The sequence below is a fragment of the Allostella sp. genome, from assembly GCF_041913585.1.
Taxonomy (GTDB): Bacteria; Pseudomonadota; Alphaproteobacteria; order ATCC43930; family Allostellaceae; genus Allostella.
On sequence record NZ_JAYSFE010000008.1, the window covers coordinates 44,372 to 59,612 of the forward strand.

Sequence of the window (15,241 nt, forward strand, 5' to 3'; positions counted from 1 at the left end):
GCCGTCACCGCAGCTTCAGCGTCGAGAGCCCGGCCAAGGCCAGGATCGAGGCGATGATCCAGAAGCGGATGACGATGGTCGGCTCCGCCCAGCCCTTCTTCTCGAAATGATGGTGCAGCGGCGCCATCCGGAAGACCCGCTTGCCGGTCAGCCGGAAGGAGAGGACCTGGACGATGACCGATACCGTCTCCAGCACGAAGAGCCCGCCGATCATGATGAGGACGATCTCGTGCTTGACGATCACGCTCATGGCGCCGAGGGCGCCGCCGACCGACAGCGATCCGGTGTCGCCCATGAAGACCATCGCGGGCGGCGCGTTGAACCAGAGGAAGCCGAGGCTGGCGCCGACCAGCGCGCCGCAGAAGACCGCGAGTTCGCCCGAGCCCGGAATGTGGTGGATCTGGAGATAGTTGGCGAAGATGGCGTTGCCGGCGAGGTAGGTGATGAGGGCGAAGCAGCCGGCGGCGATCATCACCGGCACGATCGCCAGCCCGTCCAGCCCGTCGGTGAGGTTGACGGCGTTGGACGCCCCCGCCATCACCAGCACGCCGAAGGGCAGGAAGAGCCAGCCGAGGTCGATCAGCACGTTCTTGAGGAACGGTACCGCCAGCTGGGTCGACAGCGGGTCGCGCGTCAGCTGCATGATCCAGAAGGTCGCGACGAGGCCGATCAGGATCTGGGCGGCGAGCTTGAGGCGTCCCGGCAGGCCGCGATGGTTGCGCCGCGTCAGCTTCAGGTAGTCGTCGCCGAAGCCGACCAGCCCGAAGCCGAGGGTGACGAAGAGCACGACCCAGACATAGCCGTTGCCGAGGTCGGCCCACAGCAGGGTCGAGATGGTGAGCGCGATCAGGATCAGCGAGCCGCCCATGGTGGGCGTGCCCTTCTTGGTCAGCAGGTGGCTCTGCGGGCCGTCCGCGCGGATCGGCTGGCCGTGCGGCTGGCGCGACTTCAGCCAGCGGATGATCGAGGGCCCGAGCGCGAAGCTGATGAAGAGCGCGGTCACGACGGCGCCGCCGCTGCGGAAGGTCAGGTAGCGGAACAGGTTGAACGCGCTGAATTCGTCGGCCAGCGGCGCGAGCAGGTTGTAGAGCACGGGACCCGGAAGCCTCTTCAGAGAGCCGCCTGCGGCACGCGGCCCCAGGGGCCGGCCGTCAGGCGCTGGACGATGGGCGCCATGCGCGTCCCGAGCGAACCCTTGACCGTGACGACATCGCCGGCGCGGACGGCTTCGGCGACGATCGCTGCCAGTTCGTCGGAGGTCGCGACATGGGCGCCGCGGGCGGCGGCCGGAAGGCGGGCATGGAGATGCGCCATCAGCGGACCGCAGCAGAACACCATATCCACTCCCGCCTCGGCCAGGGGCTCGGCCAGCGCGGCATGTAGCCGCGGGCCCGGCTCGCCCAGCTCGCGCATGTCGCCCAGCACCGCGATGCGCCGGCCGCCGGGGCCGGGCCGGGTCGCGGCCAGGACCGAGAAGGCGGCGCGCATCGACGCGGGATTGGCGTTGTAGCTCTCGTCGAGGAGCGTGAAGGCGCCGCCGCCCGGCAGCGCGATCTCGCGCCGCGCACCCCGTCCGGCGGGTGCGGCGATCGCGGCCAGCGCATCGGCCGCGGCGGCGACGTCGGCGCCGAGCGCGTCGACGGCGGCGAGCGCGGCCAGGCTGTTCACGACCCAGTGCCGGCCGGGCGCGCCCAGCCGGTAGCGGAGCCGCCGCCCGCCGACCGTCGCCGCGACGGTGCTGCCGGCCTCGCCGAGGTCGGCCGCCTCGAGATGGGCGTGGGTCCCGGCCGCGGTGCCGAAATCCAGGATGCGGCGGATGCCGCGCGCCCGTGCGTGCGACGCCAACCGCTCGAAATGCGGGTTGTCCCGGTTGAGGACGGCCGTTCCGTCGGCATCCATGCCGAGGAAGAGCTCGGCCTTGGCGTCGGCGATCGCCTCGACCGAGGGGAAGAACTCGATATGCACCGGCTCGACCGTGGTGACCACGCCGACATGCGGGCGCGCGATCGGCGCCAGCGCGGCGATCTCGCCGGCGTGGTTCATGCCGACCTCCTGGACGACCCAGTCGACGTCCCGCGGCACCCGCGCGAGGCTGAGCGGCAGGCCCCAATGGTTGTTGAGGCTGGCGCGGCTGGCGATCGTGCTGCCGTTGGCCTCGAGCGCCAGCCGCAGCAGTTCCTTGGTCCCGGTCTTGCCGACGCTGCCGGTGACCGCGACGACGCGCGCCCGGGTGCGGTCGCGGCCGGCGCGGCCGAGCCGGGCCAGTGCCGCCAGCGTATCGTCGACCCGGACGAGGCGCGGATCGGCCGGGTCGGTCCCGTCCGGGACATGGTCGACCATGGCTCCCGCCGCCCCGGCGGCCAGGACGCGGCCGACGAAGCCGTGGCCGTCGAAGTTCGGGCCCTTCAGCGCCACGAACAGGTCGCCCGCGGCGAGCGTCCGGCTGTCGATGGAGACGCCGTCGGCGCTCCAGGCGGCGCCGGCCGGCAGCGCCGCCCCCGTGGCCGCCGCGATCTCGGCCGCGGTCCAGAGCGGGCGCGCGGTCACTGGATCGCGGCCGCCGTGGCGACCGCCTCCCGCGCGACCGTGCCGTCGTCGAAGGGCAGGGTCTGCCCGCCGATCGTCTGCCCGGACTCGTGGCCCTTGCCGGCGACCACCAGCACGTCGCCGGGGCCGAGTTGGGCGACCGCCGTGAAGATCGCCTGCCGGCGGTCGCCGATCTCGGTGACGTCGGCGGCGAAGCGGCGGGCGGCGGCGACGGCCGGGGCGCGGATCGCCGCCGGGTCCTCGCCGCGCGGATTGTCGTCAGTGACGATGACGCGGTCGGCGCCGCGGCCGACCGCCGCTCCCATCTCGGGGCGCTTGCCGGGATCGCGGTCGCCGCCGCAGCCGAAGACGCAGACGAGGCGGCCGGCCGTGTGCCGGCGCAGCGCCTCCAGCACCGTGGTCAGCGCGTCCGGGGTATGGGCGAAATCGACATAGACCGCGGCGCCGTTGGCGAGGCGGGCGACCTGCTGCATCCGGCCCGGCACGCCCGCGAGCCGCGCCAACGCCGGCACCGCCGCCTCGGCCGCGACGCCGTCCGCGAGCACGATGCCGAGCGCCGCCAGCGCGTTCATCGCCTGGAAGTCCCCGGCGAGCGGCAGGTCGACCGTCCATTCCCGCCCGGCGACGCCGATCGTCAGGCGCTGGCCTTCGGTGTGGAGCTCCTGCCGCAGCAGGCGGATGTCGGCGCCACGGTGCCCGTAGCCGACGATGCGATGGCCCCGCTCGCGGCAGATGGCGGCGAGACCCGGGAACTCGTCGCTGTCGGCATTGAGGACGGCGGTGCCGCCCGGCTCCATCACCGCGGCGAACAGGCGGAACTTGGCGGCGCGATAGGCGGCCATGTCGGGATGATAGTCGAGATGGTCGCGCGTCAGGTTGGTGAAGGCGGCGATGGCGATGCGGATGCCGTCGAGGCGGAACTGGTCGAGCCCGTGGCTGGAGGCTTCCAGGGCGACGCGGGCGACGCCGCGCTGCGCGAGGTCGGCCAGGGCGGCGTGCAGCACCACCGGGTCGGGCGTCGTCAGCGTCCCCTTGCGCTCGAAGCCGGGGGCGCGGATGCCGAGCGTGCCGAGGCTGGCGGCGGCGCGGCCGGTCGCGGCCCAGAGCTGGCGGGCGAAGTCGGCGGTCGAGGTCTTGCCGTTGGTGCCGGTGACGGCGGCCACCCGCTCCGGCTGCGGTGCGTGGAAGGCGGCGGCCAGCAGGGCGAGGCGGCGGCGCGGGTTGGGGTCGGTCAGCAGCGCCAGGTCGACGCCGTCCGGCAGGGCCGTGCCCTCGGGCGCCAGCACCGCGACCGCGCCGCGCGCCGCGGCGTCGGCGATGAAGCGGCGGCCGTCGGTCGCGAGGCCGGGCAGGGCGGCGAAGAGGAAGCCCGGCTCGACGGCACGGGAATCGACCGCGATGCCGCGGATTTCGGGACCGGCGGTGGCTCCGCCCATCTCGATTCGGGGCGGGACCGAAGCTGGGCGCGCGTCCTGGATCCTCGCTGGCCGGGTCTCCGTCCGGGCCATCAGCTCAGCGAGCCGCATTGGGGCTGCGCCCCGGGGCGCTGGCCTGGACGATCAGGTCGCGGCGGATCTGCGGGCTGTCCTCGTCGACCGGGCGGACGCCGACGATGGGCGCGATGCGCTCGACGATCCGGCCGAAGAGCGGGGCCGCGACCCAGCCGCCGGTGGCGTAGCCCTGCGACTGGGCGTTGCCCTGCGGCTCGTCGACCATGACCAGCATGACGTATTGCGGGTCGTTCATCGGGAAGGCGCCGACGAAGGAGGAGAGCAGGGCCTTGCGGCGATAGGCGCGGCCCGCGGCCTTCTCGGCGCTGCCGGTCTTGCCGCCGACGAGGTAGCCCGGCACGTTCGCCCGCTTGCCCGAGCCGTCGGTGACGACCAGCCGCATCAGCCGGCGGATGTCGTCCGAGGTCTTCGCCTTGATGACCCGGGTGCCGGCGGGGCTGGTGCCGTAGGGGTGCTTGAGGAGGGTCGGCCGGCGCAGGATGCCGCCATTGACCATCGCCGCCTCGGCCGTGACGACGTGCAGCGGCGTGACCGAGATGCCGTGGCCGAAGGCGATGGTCATGGCGTTGATCTCGCGCCACGGGTTGGGCACCAGCGGCGCCCCGAGCTCGGGCAGCTCGAGCTGCGGCATCTTGAGGAAGCCGATCTTGTCGAAGAAGGCGCGCTGGGCCGGGATGCCGAGGTCGAGCGCCATCTTGGCGGCGCCGATGTTCGACGAGTACTTGATGATCTCCGGCACCGAGAGCCAGCGGTTCTTGCCCTTGTAGTCGCTGATCGAGAAGCGCGAGACCTGGATCGGCCGCGAGGCGTCGTAGCCGCTCGCCATGCCGATCTTGCCGCTGTCGAGCGCCATCGCCGCGGTCAGCACCTTGAAGACCGAGCCCATCTCGTAGACGCCGAGCGTCACCCGGTTGAACAGCGTGTCGGGATTGGCGGTGCCCGGGAAGTTGGCGTCGTAGTCGGGCAGCGAGACCAGCGCCAGGACCTCGGCGGTGTGGGCGTCCATGACGATGCCGGCGGCGCCGATCGCATTGAACTCCTTGACCGTGCGCTGCAGTTCGTCGCGCAGGACGTGCTGGACCCGGAGGTCGATGGCGAGCTGCACCGGTTCGGTGGCGCCGCGGATCTGGCGCTCCAGGGTCTTCTCGACCCCTTGCAGGCCGACATGGTCGACGCCGGCGAAGCCGACGACATGGGCGGCGAGGCGGCCTTGCGGATAGATGCGGCGCTCGTCGCGCTGGAACTCGAGCCCGGGGATGCCGAGGCGGATGACGTCGTGCTGCTGGCGCGGCGTCAGCTGCCGGCGGACCCAGACGAAGCTGCGGTCCTCGGAGAGCTTGGCGCGGATGTCGGCCTCGCTCGTGCCGACGAGGATGGGCGCGAGGCGCCGCGCCGCCTCGGCTGCGTCCGGCACCACCTTGGGGTTGGCGTAGAGCGAGGGCGTCGGCAGGCTGGTGGCGAGCAGGGTGCCGTTGCGGTCGACGATGTCGGCCCGCTCCGTCTCGGTCGGGCGGGGCGGCGCGTGAACGGTCTTCGGCTCGGCCGGCTGGGCCATCAGGGTGACGTCGACGAGCCGCCCGGCGATGACCAGGAACGCCAGCGAGAACATCGCGGCGAGGAAGACGAGCCGGCTCTGCCCCTTCTCGACGGCGGCGTGCAGCGGACCCCCCGGCGGGCCGCCGCGGAAGGCCGTGCCGCGGGTCTGTGGGCGGCAGGCGGCGAGGTCGGTGACCGGCGGCGGTCCGTCGCGCGTCATCGCCGCACCGGCGTCGTGTAGGTGGCGCCGACGACGGGCCGGGTGGCGGGCGAGGGCGGGGCGGTGTGGCGGACGAGCGGGGGCGTCATCGGCGCCGGCGCCGGGGCCGCCTGGCGCAGCGGCACGTCCTCGATGGTGCCGATCTGGCTGGCGGCGATCGGCCCCAGCGGCAGGTGCCGCTTGGCCAGCGTCTCCAGCCGTGCGGGCTGGTTGAGGTAGCTCCACTCCGCCCGCAGGACGTGGATCGCCTGCTGCTCGCTGACGATGCCGCGCTGCAGCTGGACGAGGCGGGCCTCCATCTCCTGGACCTCGTACTTGACCTGGAACACGCCGTATCCCAGGGCGCAGACGAGCCCGATCCAGAAGGCGAGCGTGATCCGGATCACGAGACGCTCCCGCCGGCGCGCGGGGCTCGGCCGGACGACGATCCGGCGGCGTCCGCCGCGGAGAAGGAAGCTAGCGTCCATGCCGGCGCATGGGTGCGCTCCGCGGCCCGCAGCCGGGCCGAGCGGGCGCGCGGGTTGGCGCGGCACTCGGCGTCGGACGGGCGGACGGCGCGGCCGCCGAGCAGGCGGAAGCTGGCGGCGGCGCGGGCCGTCGGCGGCAGATGGCGCGAGCCCTCGCCGCCGGCGCCGCTGCGGCCGCGCAGGAACGCCTTGACCGTCCGGTCCTCGAGCGAGTGGAAGGCGACGACGGCGAGGCGGCCGCCCGGCGCGAGCAGCCGTTCGGCGGCGTCGAGCCCGCGCTCGAGCTCTCCCATCTCGTCGTTGACGGCAATGCGCAGGGCCTGGAACGTTCGCGTCGCAGGGTCGATCCCATCGTTCGAGCGCGGCACCGCGCGACGCACGATCTCCGCCAGCGCCGAGGTCCGGGTGATGGGGCCTTCCGCCCGGGCGGCGACGATGGCGCGTGCGACTCGACGGGCGTGCCGTTCCTCACCATAGCGGAAGATGATGTCCGCCATATCGCGCTCTTCGGTGGTCGCGACGAGGTCGGCGGCGGTCGGTCCGTCGCTGCCCATGCGCATGTCGAGCGGCCCGTCCTGGCGGAACGAGAAGCCGCGCTCGGGGGTGTCGATCTGCGGCGAGGAGACGCCGAGGTCGAGCGTCACGCCGTCGACGGCAGCGACCCCGCGCTCGCCGAGCAGGCGGTCCATCTCGCCGAAGCGGCCCTCGACGACGTCGAGCCGGCCCGGGTAGCGCTCGGCCAGGGCGCGGCCGCGGGCGACCGCCTCCGGGTCGCGGTCGATGCCCCAGACGCGGCACGGCGCGGCGTCGAGGATCGCCCGGCTGTAGCCTCCGGCGCCGAAGGTGCCGTCGACATAGATGCCGCCCGCGCGCGGCGCCAGCGCGTCGAGGACTTCCGGCAGCATCACCGGGACGTGCACCGGCGCCTCCGCCGGCGTGGATGTGGTCGCTCCCCGTCCGATCACGGCGCTTTTCCCCCCGGCGCAACCGGACGGACGGGGAGCGTCGCGCCCTCACTCAGGGCGCGTCTCCGGACCTCCGCGGCATGCTCGCGGAAGGTCGCTGGTTCCCAAATCTGGAAGGACTTGCCGCGGCCGACGAAGGCGACCTCGGTCTGGATCCGGCAATGCTCGATCACCGCCTCGGGCAGGCTGATGCGGCCTTCGCCGTCGAAGGCCAGCTGATGGGCGTCGGCGAACACGATCGCGGTCAGCTCGTCCCGCCGGGGCGAGAACATGTCGAGCTCGTCGACGCTGGCCGAAAGACGCTCCATGAAATCCATCCCGCAGCCTTCGAACGCTGGCTGGCCCAATGCCGGGAAGGCCACGATCCCTTCGAAAGTCCCGTTCCGGAGGGCGGCGCGGAACGTCGCCGGGACGGAAACCCGTCCCTTGCGGTCGATCCGGTTCACGAACGTCGAGACGAACACCGTCATCGCCTCCCCCCGGACGACACCGGAACTGACCCCCTCCGGCATCGCTCCGCCCCGGAACGGCCCGTGGATGGTCCGCTCTGGGATTTCGTGGGATATCATGGGCATTGGTGGGAGTCAATGTGACCCTCCCCCTAAATGCTTGGGTTTGTTCTGTTTTGGACAAGATTTGCTTATCTCCCGAAGCATGCCTCCACGCGATGCCGGGAACGGCGCAGGAATGCTGGAGTGTTCGCGGTATGTTCTGTTGCGGTTCGACTTGCGTCGCCAACCCCGGAGGTCGCCGATGCCACCCATGGCCGTTCTCGGGATAGAGCTGTTCGCCGGGCCCAGCCTGGCCGCCCCCGGCCCGTCGGCGGTCGTCCGCCTGGAGGGTGGCGGGGCGACCGTCCGGCTGCCGTCCCATCGGCAACTGCCGCAATTGGGGGACTTTCCGACATCGACGGCGGCCGAGGCCGTCGCATGGCTCGGCGCTGCCTTGCAGCAGGCGCTGGGCCATGCGCCTTCCGCCGCCCGGGCCGGACGCGACTGGGCGGTGGTGCCGCTCTGGGATCGCGATGTCGGGGCGCTGGCGGTGCGGACGGCGGCGACGGCGGTTCGTCGCGCCGCGGCCGGCGAGCCGGCCTTGTTCCGGGCCGTGTTGGATCGCTTCTTCGCCCGCGCGGCGGTGATCGACCACAGCGAGAGCGCGCGGCGCCTGCTGCTGCGGGCGGCTGCCCGTGGGATACCATGGGCGCGGCTCCTGCCGGGGCGGGCCGGACTGCGGCTCGGCATCGGCTGCCGCCAGCGCCGCTTGATCGGCAGCTACACCCCCGGCACCAGCTTCCAGGCCGCCCAGCTCGCGACCCACAAGGACCAGGCCGCCGCCCTGCTGCGCCGGCAGGGCCTGCCGGTTCCCGCCAACGGCCGTGCCGACAGTCTGGAGGAGGCGCTCCGCCTCGCCGGTGAAATCGGGTTTCCCGTGGTGGTGAAGCCGGTCGCGACCGATTTCGGGACCGCGGTGGTGACGGGGATCGTCGATGCCGACGGGCTGCGGCGTGCCTATGCCGCGGCCGCCCGCCACGGGCCGGTCCTGGTCGAGCGCCAGATCGCGGGCGACAACGTGCGCCTGCTCGTCCTGCATGGCCGCTTCGTTTCCGCGGTGCGGCAGGAGCCGGCGGCGGTCGTGGGGGACGGCGTCGCCACCGTCGCCGCCCTGGTCGACCGGGTGAACGCCGGCCGCACCGCCGCCCTCTCCTCCAGCTTCAAGCGGATTGCGCTCGACGCCGAGGCGGACGTGCTGCTCGGGCGCCAGGGTCTGGAGCGGGGCGCGGTGCCGGCGGCCGGGCGCCGCGTCGTCCTGCGCCACACCTCGAACACCTCGCGCGGCGGCACGGCGCGCAACGTCACGGCCGAGGTGCATCCGGACAATCGCCGGCTCGCCGAGCGCGCCGCCCAGGTCGTCGGGCTCGACGGCGCCGGCATCGACTTCATCACCCCCGACATCGGCCGATCCTTCCGCGAGGTCGGCGGCGCGATCTGCGAGATCAATCCCGGGCCCGGCCTCTACATGCGCGAGCCCGAGGGCGTGATCGAGGACGCCCTGCTCGACGGCCTGTTCCCGGCCGGGAGCCGCGGCCGCATCCCCATCGTCTGCCTGCTCGCGGCCGAGGGGCCGGTGGCGGACGCCGTCTTCGACGATCTCGTCCGCCGGCTCGGCGCCGCGACCGCGGCGCTGGCGGTGGCGCGGCGCGGCGAGGTCCGGATCGGCGACTGGCCGGTCGCCGGCCCGACGGCACCGGCCGGGGCGCGGATCGCCCTCGACGACCCGGCGACCTCGGCGCTCGCCGTCCTCCTGACGCGCCGGGCGGTCGCGGCCGAAGGGCTGCCGTTCGATGCCTGCGACCTGGCGCTGGTCGCGCCCGGCGGCCCGGCGCCGGACCCGGTCGGCGACCTGCTGGCGGGCGTCGCCCGGCGAACGGTCGCGGCCGCCGACCGGCGCAGGGTCGCCGACGCCGTCGACCGGCTGATTGCGGAGAGATCGCCAGACGGCCTGTAAGCCGGGTTCTGTCCCGGGGGTCGCCCCCCATGGATGGTCATTCGTCTGGGACGCCCGTTACCGGACGCCTCGCGCGACCGACCCGGACGGCAGCCCGGAAACTGGCGCGCCGCACGCCGCCCGAAGGCGGCGCCGACCGGCCGTCCCTATTTGGTCTTGCTCCCGGTGGGGTTTACCGTGCCGCAGCCGTTGCCGGCATGCGCGGTGCGCTCTTACCGCACCCTTTCACCCTTGCCGCCCGGCGTTGCCGCGGGGTGGCGGTTTGCTTTCTGTGGCACTGTCCCTGGGGTCGCCCCCGCCGGGCGTTACCCGGCACCGTGTTTCCGTGGAGCCCGGACTTTCCTCCCTCCGCCGCCGCGAGCGGCGCCGGAGAGCGACCATCCAGCCGTCTGGCGGACCGGAAACTGGCCCTTCCGCGGCGGCGCGTCAATGGTCACGCGGGCGGTCACGCGGGCGGCCACGCGGCGACGACGGCGATGCGCCGCCTCGTCTCGGCGTCGAGGCCGCCATCGACGCGGGCGGGATACCAGTGGCGCTGGAAGGCAGCGACCGTCGCCGCCGGGTCGTCGAGATCGTAGCCGATGCGGGCGAGCAGCCTGAGGGCGTCGGCTGCGTCCGGCAGGCGCCCGCCGCCGGCGTCCAGCGCCGCCGGCCAGCGGCCGATGCCGGCGGCGGCGAGCCGCCGCCAGTCGAAGCGTTCGCCGGGGTCGAGCTTGCGGCGCGGAGCCACGTCGGAATGGCCGACGACCCGGCCGGGCGGGATCGGGTGGCGCGCCAGGATGTCGCTGGCGAGCGCCTCCAGCGCCGCCATCTGGGCCTCCGGGAACGGCAGGTAGCCCCATTCGTGGCCCGGATTCTCGATCTCGATGCCGATCGAGCGGCCGTTGACGTCGGTCTCGCCCTGCCACCACGCCCGCCCGGCGTGCCAGGCGCGCCGGTCCTCCGCCACCAGCCCGTGGATCGTGCCGTCGCGCTCGACGAGGTAGTGGGCGCTGACCTCGGCGGCGGGATCGCAGAGCCGGTCGAGCGCCTGGGCGGCATCGGCCATGCCGGTGTAGTGCAGCACCAGCATGTCGATCCGGCCGTCCCCGGGACGCGGCCCGTGGTTGGGCGACGGGCGCGGCCGGACGGGCGGGGCGGTCACGGCTGCGGCTGCCGGTCGGTCAGCCGCGGCCGCCGCCAGACGATGATGGCGACGCCGACCAGCGTCGCGCCGCCGCCGACCACGATCGGCCAGGACAGGGGCTCGCCGAGGAGCCCGATGCCGGCGGCGACGCCGATCACCGGCACCAGCAGCGTGTAGGGCATGACGAGGTTGACGGGGTAGGTGCGCAGCACCCGGTACCAGAGGCCGTAGCCGAGGATGGTGACCAGCACCGCCATGTAGAGGACCGAGCCGAACCCGGCGAAGCCGGCCGTGGCGGCGCGCGACCAGGAATCGCCCTCGACCAGCCAGGAGACGAGGAAGAGCTGCGGCGCGGCGAAGGCCGCCATCCAGCCGTTCAGGACCAGCCCGTCGATGGGACCGAGCCGCTTGACCTGGATGTTGGCGACCGCCCAGGCGAAGGCGCCGGCCACCACCCAGAGGAGCGGCCAGGGGTCGGCGAGGATGCGCGGCTCGCCCGCCATCACGGCGACGCCGCCGAACGCCACCGCCATGCCGAGCGTCCGCCGCCAGCCGAGATAGTCCTGGAAGACGATCGCGGCGAGCAGGGCGGCGAACGGCACCGTCAGCTGGCTGGCGATGGCGACGGTGGCCGAATCGAGGCGCGACAGCCCGATGAACATCAGGCTGAAATGCACCCCGCCCAGCACCGTCGCCAGCAGCAGCATCTGGCGGTAGCGCCCGGTCGGGCGAGGGACGAACGGCACCAGCAGCAGCGCCACCAGGGCGAAGCGGAAGGCCGTCAGCAGGATCGGCGGCAGCTCCGTGAAGCCGAGCTTGGCGACCGGGAAGTTCAGGCCCCAGACGACGACGATCAGAAGGACGATGCCGAGGTCGCGGCCGCTCACGCGCGGCCGCCCCGACCCGTCCCCGAGGTGCCCGTTCCCGGCCTCCTCGCCGCCGCCGCCATCAGCTTCCCGGGCCCATCAGGGTGTCGGGCAGCCACAGCGCGATGCCCGGGAAGATCGACAGGACGACCATGAAGAGGAGCATGATGACGACGAAGGGGAGCGACCCCAGCAGCACCTGGGGCAGCGGGACCTGGGGTGCCACGCCGCGGATGACGTAGAGGTTGAGGCCGACCGGCGGCGTGATCAGCCCGACCTCCATGTTGATGGTCAGCAGGATGCCGAACCAGATCAGGTTGAAGTCGTTGGCCTCCAGCACCGGCTGCAGGATCGGCATGGTCATGAGGATGATCGCGACCGGCGGCAGGAAGCACCCGAGGATGAGCAGCAGCACGTTGAAGAAGATGAGCAGCGTCCACCGGTCGAGGTTCCAGGCGACGAGGGCGTCGGCCATCGTCTGGGTGACGTAGAGCAGCGACATCATGTAGCCGAAGAGGCCGGCCGCCCCGATGATCATGATGATCATCGTCGATTCGCGGACCGTGTCGCTGAAGATCGCCCACACCTCGCGGGCCGAGGTCGCGCGGTAGATGACGAAGACCAGCAGCAGCGCCAGGAAGGCCGAGAGGGCGGCGATTTCCGACGGCGTCGCCCAGCCGCCATACATGGCGACCGCGATCACCACCATGATGACGAGGAACGGCATCACCCGGCCGAGCCCGTCCATCTTCTCGCGCAGCGAGTAGCGCTCGCTCGACCGCAGGGCGCTGGTCGACGCCTGGAAGAGGCTGTAGATCCAGGAATAGGCGGCGAAGAGCAGCACCAGCAGGACTCCCGGCACGACGCCGGCGAGGAAGAGGCGCCCGATCGAGGTCTCGGTGGCGATGCCGTAGAGGATGAGGGTGACCGACGGCGGGATCAGGATGCCGAGCGTGCCGCCGGCGCAGATCGACCCGGTCGCCAGCGTCGGCGGGTAGCCGCGGCGCAGCATCTCCGGAATGCCGACCTTGCCGATGGCGGCCGCGGTCGCCGGGCTCGAGCCGCAGACGGCCGAGAACATGCCGCAGGCGAGGATGTTGGCGATGACGAGGCCGCCCGGGACGCGCGCCAGCCAGCGGTGGAGGGATTCGTAGATGTCCGAACCGGCCCGCGAGACACCGATCGCCGCGCCGAGCAGGATGAACATCGGGATGGTGAGCAGGACGAAGCTCGCCATCTCCTCGAAGAAGGTCCGGCCGACCGCGGCGAGGCTGGCGGGTCCCTGGAAGATCCACAGGAAGCCGATCGAGACCGAGAGCAGGCCGAAGGCGATCGGCACGCCCGAGAACAGCACCAGCGTCGTGACCCCGAAGAGGAGCCAGCCGATTTCGAGTTCGCTCATCGGGCGTCCGGGGGCGAGAGGCGGATGCGGGCGATCTCGACGATCGCCTGGAGGCAGGTCAGGCCCATGCCGATCGGCATGGCGGCATAGATGGGCCATTTCAGCGGCGCCCAGAGGCTGGGCGTGCGCTCGCCCTCGTGCATCGCCATGAACGCCATCTTGCCGCCCTCCCAGACGAGGTAGGCGGCGACGACGGCGACGACGAGCAGGGCGAAGATGCGCAGGGGCCGGGTCGCCCGGTCGGGGAGGATCGCCTCGAGCAGGTCGACCGACACATGCCCCTTGGTGCGCAGCGTGTAGGGCGACGCGAGGAAGATCGCGGCGATCGACAGGAAGACGGACGCCTCGATCTCCCAGTAGGCGGAGTTGCCGAAGCTCCGCCACGCGATCATCCAGGTGATGATGAGGACGGACAGTGCCACCAGGATGGCGGCGGCCACGGCACAGACCAGCGCCAGCCGGTCGACGAAGCGGATGAAGCTCTGCATGGAGACGGGACCGGCTGGCCCGGGGGCGGCACCGCCGCCCCCGGGGGAGGATGACGGATCTACTTCAGGGCTGCCAGGAGCAGGTCCAGCAGTTCCTTGCCCTGCTTGGTGTTCTGGCCGAAGGCCGGCCACGCCTTGGTGCGCGCCACCTCGACCCAGGCGTCGTACTCCGCCTTGGTCATGGAACGGACCGCGTTGTTGTTCTTCTTGAAGGTCTCGACCATCTTCTGCTCGGCCTCCTTCTGGAGGCCATTGAAGAATTCCTCGCTCTTCGCCGCGGCCTCGTCGAAGGCCTTCTTCTGTGCCGGGGTCAGCTTGTCCCAGTGCTGCTTCGACATGACGAGCGGCTGCAGCAGCATGAACAGCGTGTGGTCGCCGCCCGCCGTCGCGTGCTTCGTCTGCTCGTAGATCTTCATGCTGACGAAGCTCTCGGCCGAGGTCAGCAGGCCGTCGAGCACGCCCGATTGCAGCGCCGGGTAGATCTCGGTCGACGGCATCGACTGCACCGAGGCGCCGAGGTCCTTCAGCATCAGCTCGAAATAGGGGTCGGCCGCGCGCATGCGCAGGCCCTTCACGCTGTCCGGACCCTTGATCTCGCGGTCCTTGGTGGCGAAGCCGCCCGGCGTCCACCACCAGGTGATGACGCGGATGCCGTTCTGGGCGCAGATTTCCTGGAGCTTGTCGTAGAAGGGCGTGTTCTTGACCTTCATCGCCTGCTCGAGGCTGCCGACCGTGCCCGGCATGATGGTGATCGAGAACTCCGGCACCTTCCCCGTGGCATAGACCAGCGGGTAGACCGCCATTTCCAGCGTGCCGTCCTGCAGCCCGTCGATCTGCGCCGTCGGGTTGCTGACGAGCGAGCGGTTCGGATAGATGCGGAACTTGATGCTCGGGTCGCGGGCATTCACCTCGCGCACGAAGACCCGGGTCGCCTGGTCGCGGCCGTCGGTGTTCTGGCGCCACTGGTGGGAGATCTTGATCTCCTGCGCCGCCGCGGTCGTGGCGGCCATCGTCAGGGCGGCCGCCGCGGCCACCCAAGCCCCTAGCTTCATGTCGGTTCCTCCCGTGTGGTCATGCAGGACCGGCTCGGGCGAGCCGGTGCCAGCGCGCTAGTTCTAGCGCAGCCCTCGGGAGAAGCTGCCACACCCCGGCGGTAGGAGCAACCGGCTGCCACTCGCCACGGGGTGGAGAAGGGGCGTCAGCTTCCGGTCTTCTGGCGCAGGGCGGTGATGAGGCCGTCGACGTTGCCGCCGCTGCGCTGGATCACCGCCGCGAACTCCGAACGCTGGGTGACGGCCATGCTGACGCCCTCGACGATGACGTCGACGATCTTGGGCTGGCCGGTCGAGGAATTGACGCGCCAGTCGACCTTGGCCGGCTGGGCGCCGGGCTTGAAGACCTCGCTCTGGACCAGCGTCACCTCTCCGTCGGGCCGCTCGCCGACGACGCGGAACTGCTCGCCCGAATATTCCGCAAATCGCGCCGCATAGGCCTGGACGATGAACTTCTCGAACAGCCGCAGGTACTCCTGCTGCTGCGCCGGGCTGGCCTGGTTCCAGTAGCGGCCGAGCGTGAAGCGGCCGATGGCCTTGATGTCGAAGCCGGCGG

13 protein-coding genes and 1 other RNA gene are annotated in these 15,241 nt (G+C 72.1%); all 14 read right to left on the reverse strand.

The window, feature by feature from the left end:
• Positions 1–4: 4 nt before the first annotated feature.
• Entirely contained in the window at positions 5–1,093 is a 1,089-nt protein-coding gene (gene mraY / locus ACE3Q3_RS02980) for a phospho-N-acetylmuramoyl-pentapeptide-transferase (RefSeq protein ID WP_374441575.1), read from the reverse strand.
• 17 nt (positions 1,094–1,110) lie between these two features.
• Entirely contained in the window at positions 1,111–2,547 is a 1,437-nt protein-coding gene (locus tag ACE3Q3_RS02985; protein WP_374441578.1) for a UDP-N-acetylmuramoylalanyl-D-glutamyl-2,6-diaminopimelate--D-alanyl-D-alanine ligase, read from the reverse strand.
• Positions 2,544–3,983: a UDP-N-acetylmuramoyl-L-alanyl-D-glutamate--2,6-diaminopimelate ligase gene (locus ACE3Q3_RS02990; RefSeq protein WP_374441581.1), complete on the reverse strand. Its 1,440-nt coding sequence runs from the start codon at positions 3,981–3,983 to the stop codon at positions 2,544–2,546. Before ACE3Q3_RS02990 ends, ACE3Q3_RS02985 begins: the two co-directional genes overlap by 4 nt.
• 76 nt (positions 3,984–4,059) lie before the next feature.
• The gene (locus ACE3Q3_RS02995; protein ID WP_374441584.1) at positions 4,060–5,814 is read right to left on the reverse strand and encodes a peptidoglycan D,D-transpeptidase FtsI family protein; all 1,755 of its coding nucleotides are present in this window, start codon (positions 5,812–5,814) and stop codon (positions 4,060–4,062) included.
• Positions 5,811–6,200: a hypothetical protein gene (locus tag ACE3Q3_RS03000; protein ID WP_374441587.1), complete on the reverse strand. Its 390-nt coding sequence runs from the start codon at positions 6,198–6,200 to the stop codon at positions 5,811–5,813. The genes ACE3Q3_RS02995 and ACE3Q3_RS03000 overlap by 4 nt, the downstream gene beginning before the upstream one ends.
• Positions 6,197–7,201 (reverse strand): 16S rRNA (cytosine(1402)-N(4))-methyltransferase RsmH, encoded by a 1,005-nt coding sequence (gene rsmH / locus ACE3Q3_RS03005; protein ID WP_374441590.1) that lies wholly within the window; start codon positions 7,199–7,201, stop codon positions 6,197–6,199. Before rsmH ends, ACE3Q3_RS03000 begins: the two co-directional genes overlap by 4 nt.
• Positions 7,202–7,242: 41 nt before the next feature.
• Positions 7,243–7,716, reverse strand: coding sequence for a division/cell wall cluster transcriptional repressor MraZ (gene mraZ, locus ACE3Q3_RS03010; RefSeq protein ID WP_374441593.1), 474 nt, complete (start codon positions 7,714–7,716; stop codon positions 7,243–7,245).
• Between the two features lie 2,016 nt (positions 7,717–9,732).
• Positions 9,733–10,144, reverse strand: an RNA gene (gene rnpB / locus ACE3Q3_RS03015) — RNase P RNA component class A.
• A 52-nt stretch (positions 10,145–10,196) separates the two neighbouring features.
• On the reverse strand, positions 10,197–10,823 hold the full coding sequence (locus tag ACE3Q3_RS03020; protein ID WP_374441617.1) for an N-acetylmuramoyl-L-alanine amidase: 627 nt from the start codon (positions 10,821–10,823) through the stop codon (positions 10,197–10,199).
• 68 nt (positions 10,824–10,891) lie between these two features.
• On the reverse strand, positions 10,892–11,764 hold the full coding sequence (locus tag ACE3Q3_RS03025) for a DMT family transporter (RefSeq protein ID WP_374441595.1): 873 nt from the start codon (positions 11,762–11,764) through the stop codon (positions 10,892–10,894).
• Positions 11,765–11,825: 61 nt separating this feature from the next.
• Positions 11,826–13,145, reverse strand: a complete 1,320-nt coding sequence (locus tag ACE3Q3_RS03030; protein ID WP_374441598.1) for a TRAP transporter large permease — start codon at positions 13,143–13,145, stop codon at positions 11,826–11,828.
• The gene (locus ACE3Q3_RS03035) at positions 13,142–13,633 is read right to left on the reverse strand and encodes a TRAP transporter small permease (protein WP_374441602.1); all 492 of its coding nucleotides are present in this window, start codon (positions 13,631–13,633) and stop codon (positions 13,142–13,144) included. Before ACE3Q3_RS03035 ends, ACE3Q3_RS03030 begins: the two co-directional genes overlap by 4 nt.
• A gap of 59 nt (positions 13,634–13,692) precedes the next feature.
• The gene (gene dctP, locus ACE3Q3_RS03040) at positions 13,693–14,685 is read right to left on the reverse strand and encodes a TRAP transporter substrate-binding protein DctP (protein ID WP_374441604.1); all 993 of its coding nucleotides are present in this window, start codon (positions 14,683–14,685) and stop codon (positions 13,693–13,695) included.
• Between the two features lie 146 nt (positions 14,686–14,831).
• Positions 14,832–15,241: phospholipid-binding protein MlaC (locus ACE3Q3_RS03045; RefSeq protein ID WP_374441607.1), on the reverse strand; the 410-nt coding region annotated here is incomplete at its 5' end.

Coding starts and splice junctions, on each gene's coding strand:
- ACE3Q3_RS02990 (WP_374441581.1), bottom strand. CDS start 3,983: ATGGGCGGAGCCACCGCCGGTCCCGAAATCCGCGGCATCGCGGTCGAT.
- ACE3Q3_RS02995 (WP_374441584.1), bottom strand. CDS start 5,814: ATGACGCGCGACGGACCGCCGCCGGTCACCGACCTCGCCGCCTGCCGC.
- mraZ (WP_374441593.1), bottom strand. CDS start 7,716: ATGACGGTGTTCGTCTCGACGTTCGTGAACCGGATCGACCGCAAGGGA.
- ACE3Q3_RS03020 (WP_374441617.1), bottom strand. CDS start 10,823: ATGCTGGTGCTGCACTACACCGGCATGGCCGATGCCGCCCAGGCGCTC.
- ACE3Q3_RS03030 (WP_374441598.1), bottom strand. CDS start 13,145: ATGAGCGAACTCGAAATCGGCTGGCTCCTCTTCGGGGTCACGACGCTG.
- ACE3Q3_RS03035 (WP_374441602.1), bottom strand. CDS start 13,633: ATGCAGAGCTTCATCCGCTTCGTCGACCGGCTGGCGCTGGTCTGTGCC.
- dctP (WP_374441604.1), bottom strand. CDS start 14,685: ATGAAGCTAGGGGCTTGGGTGGCCGCGGCGGCCGCCCTGACGATGGCC.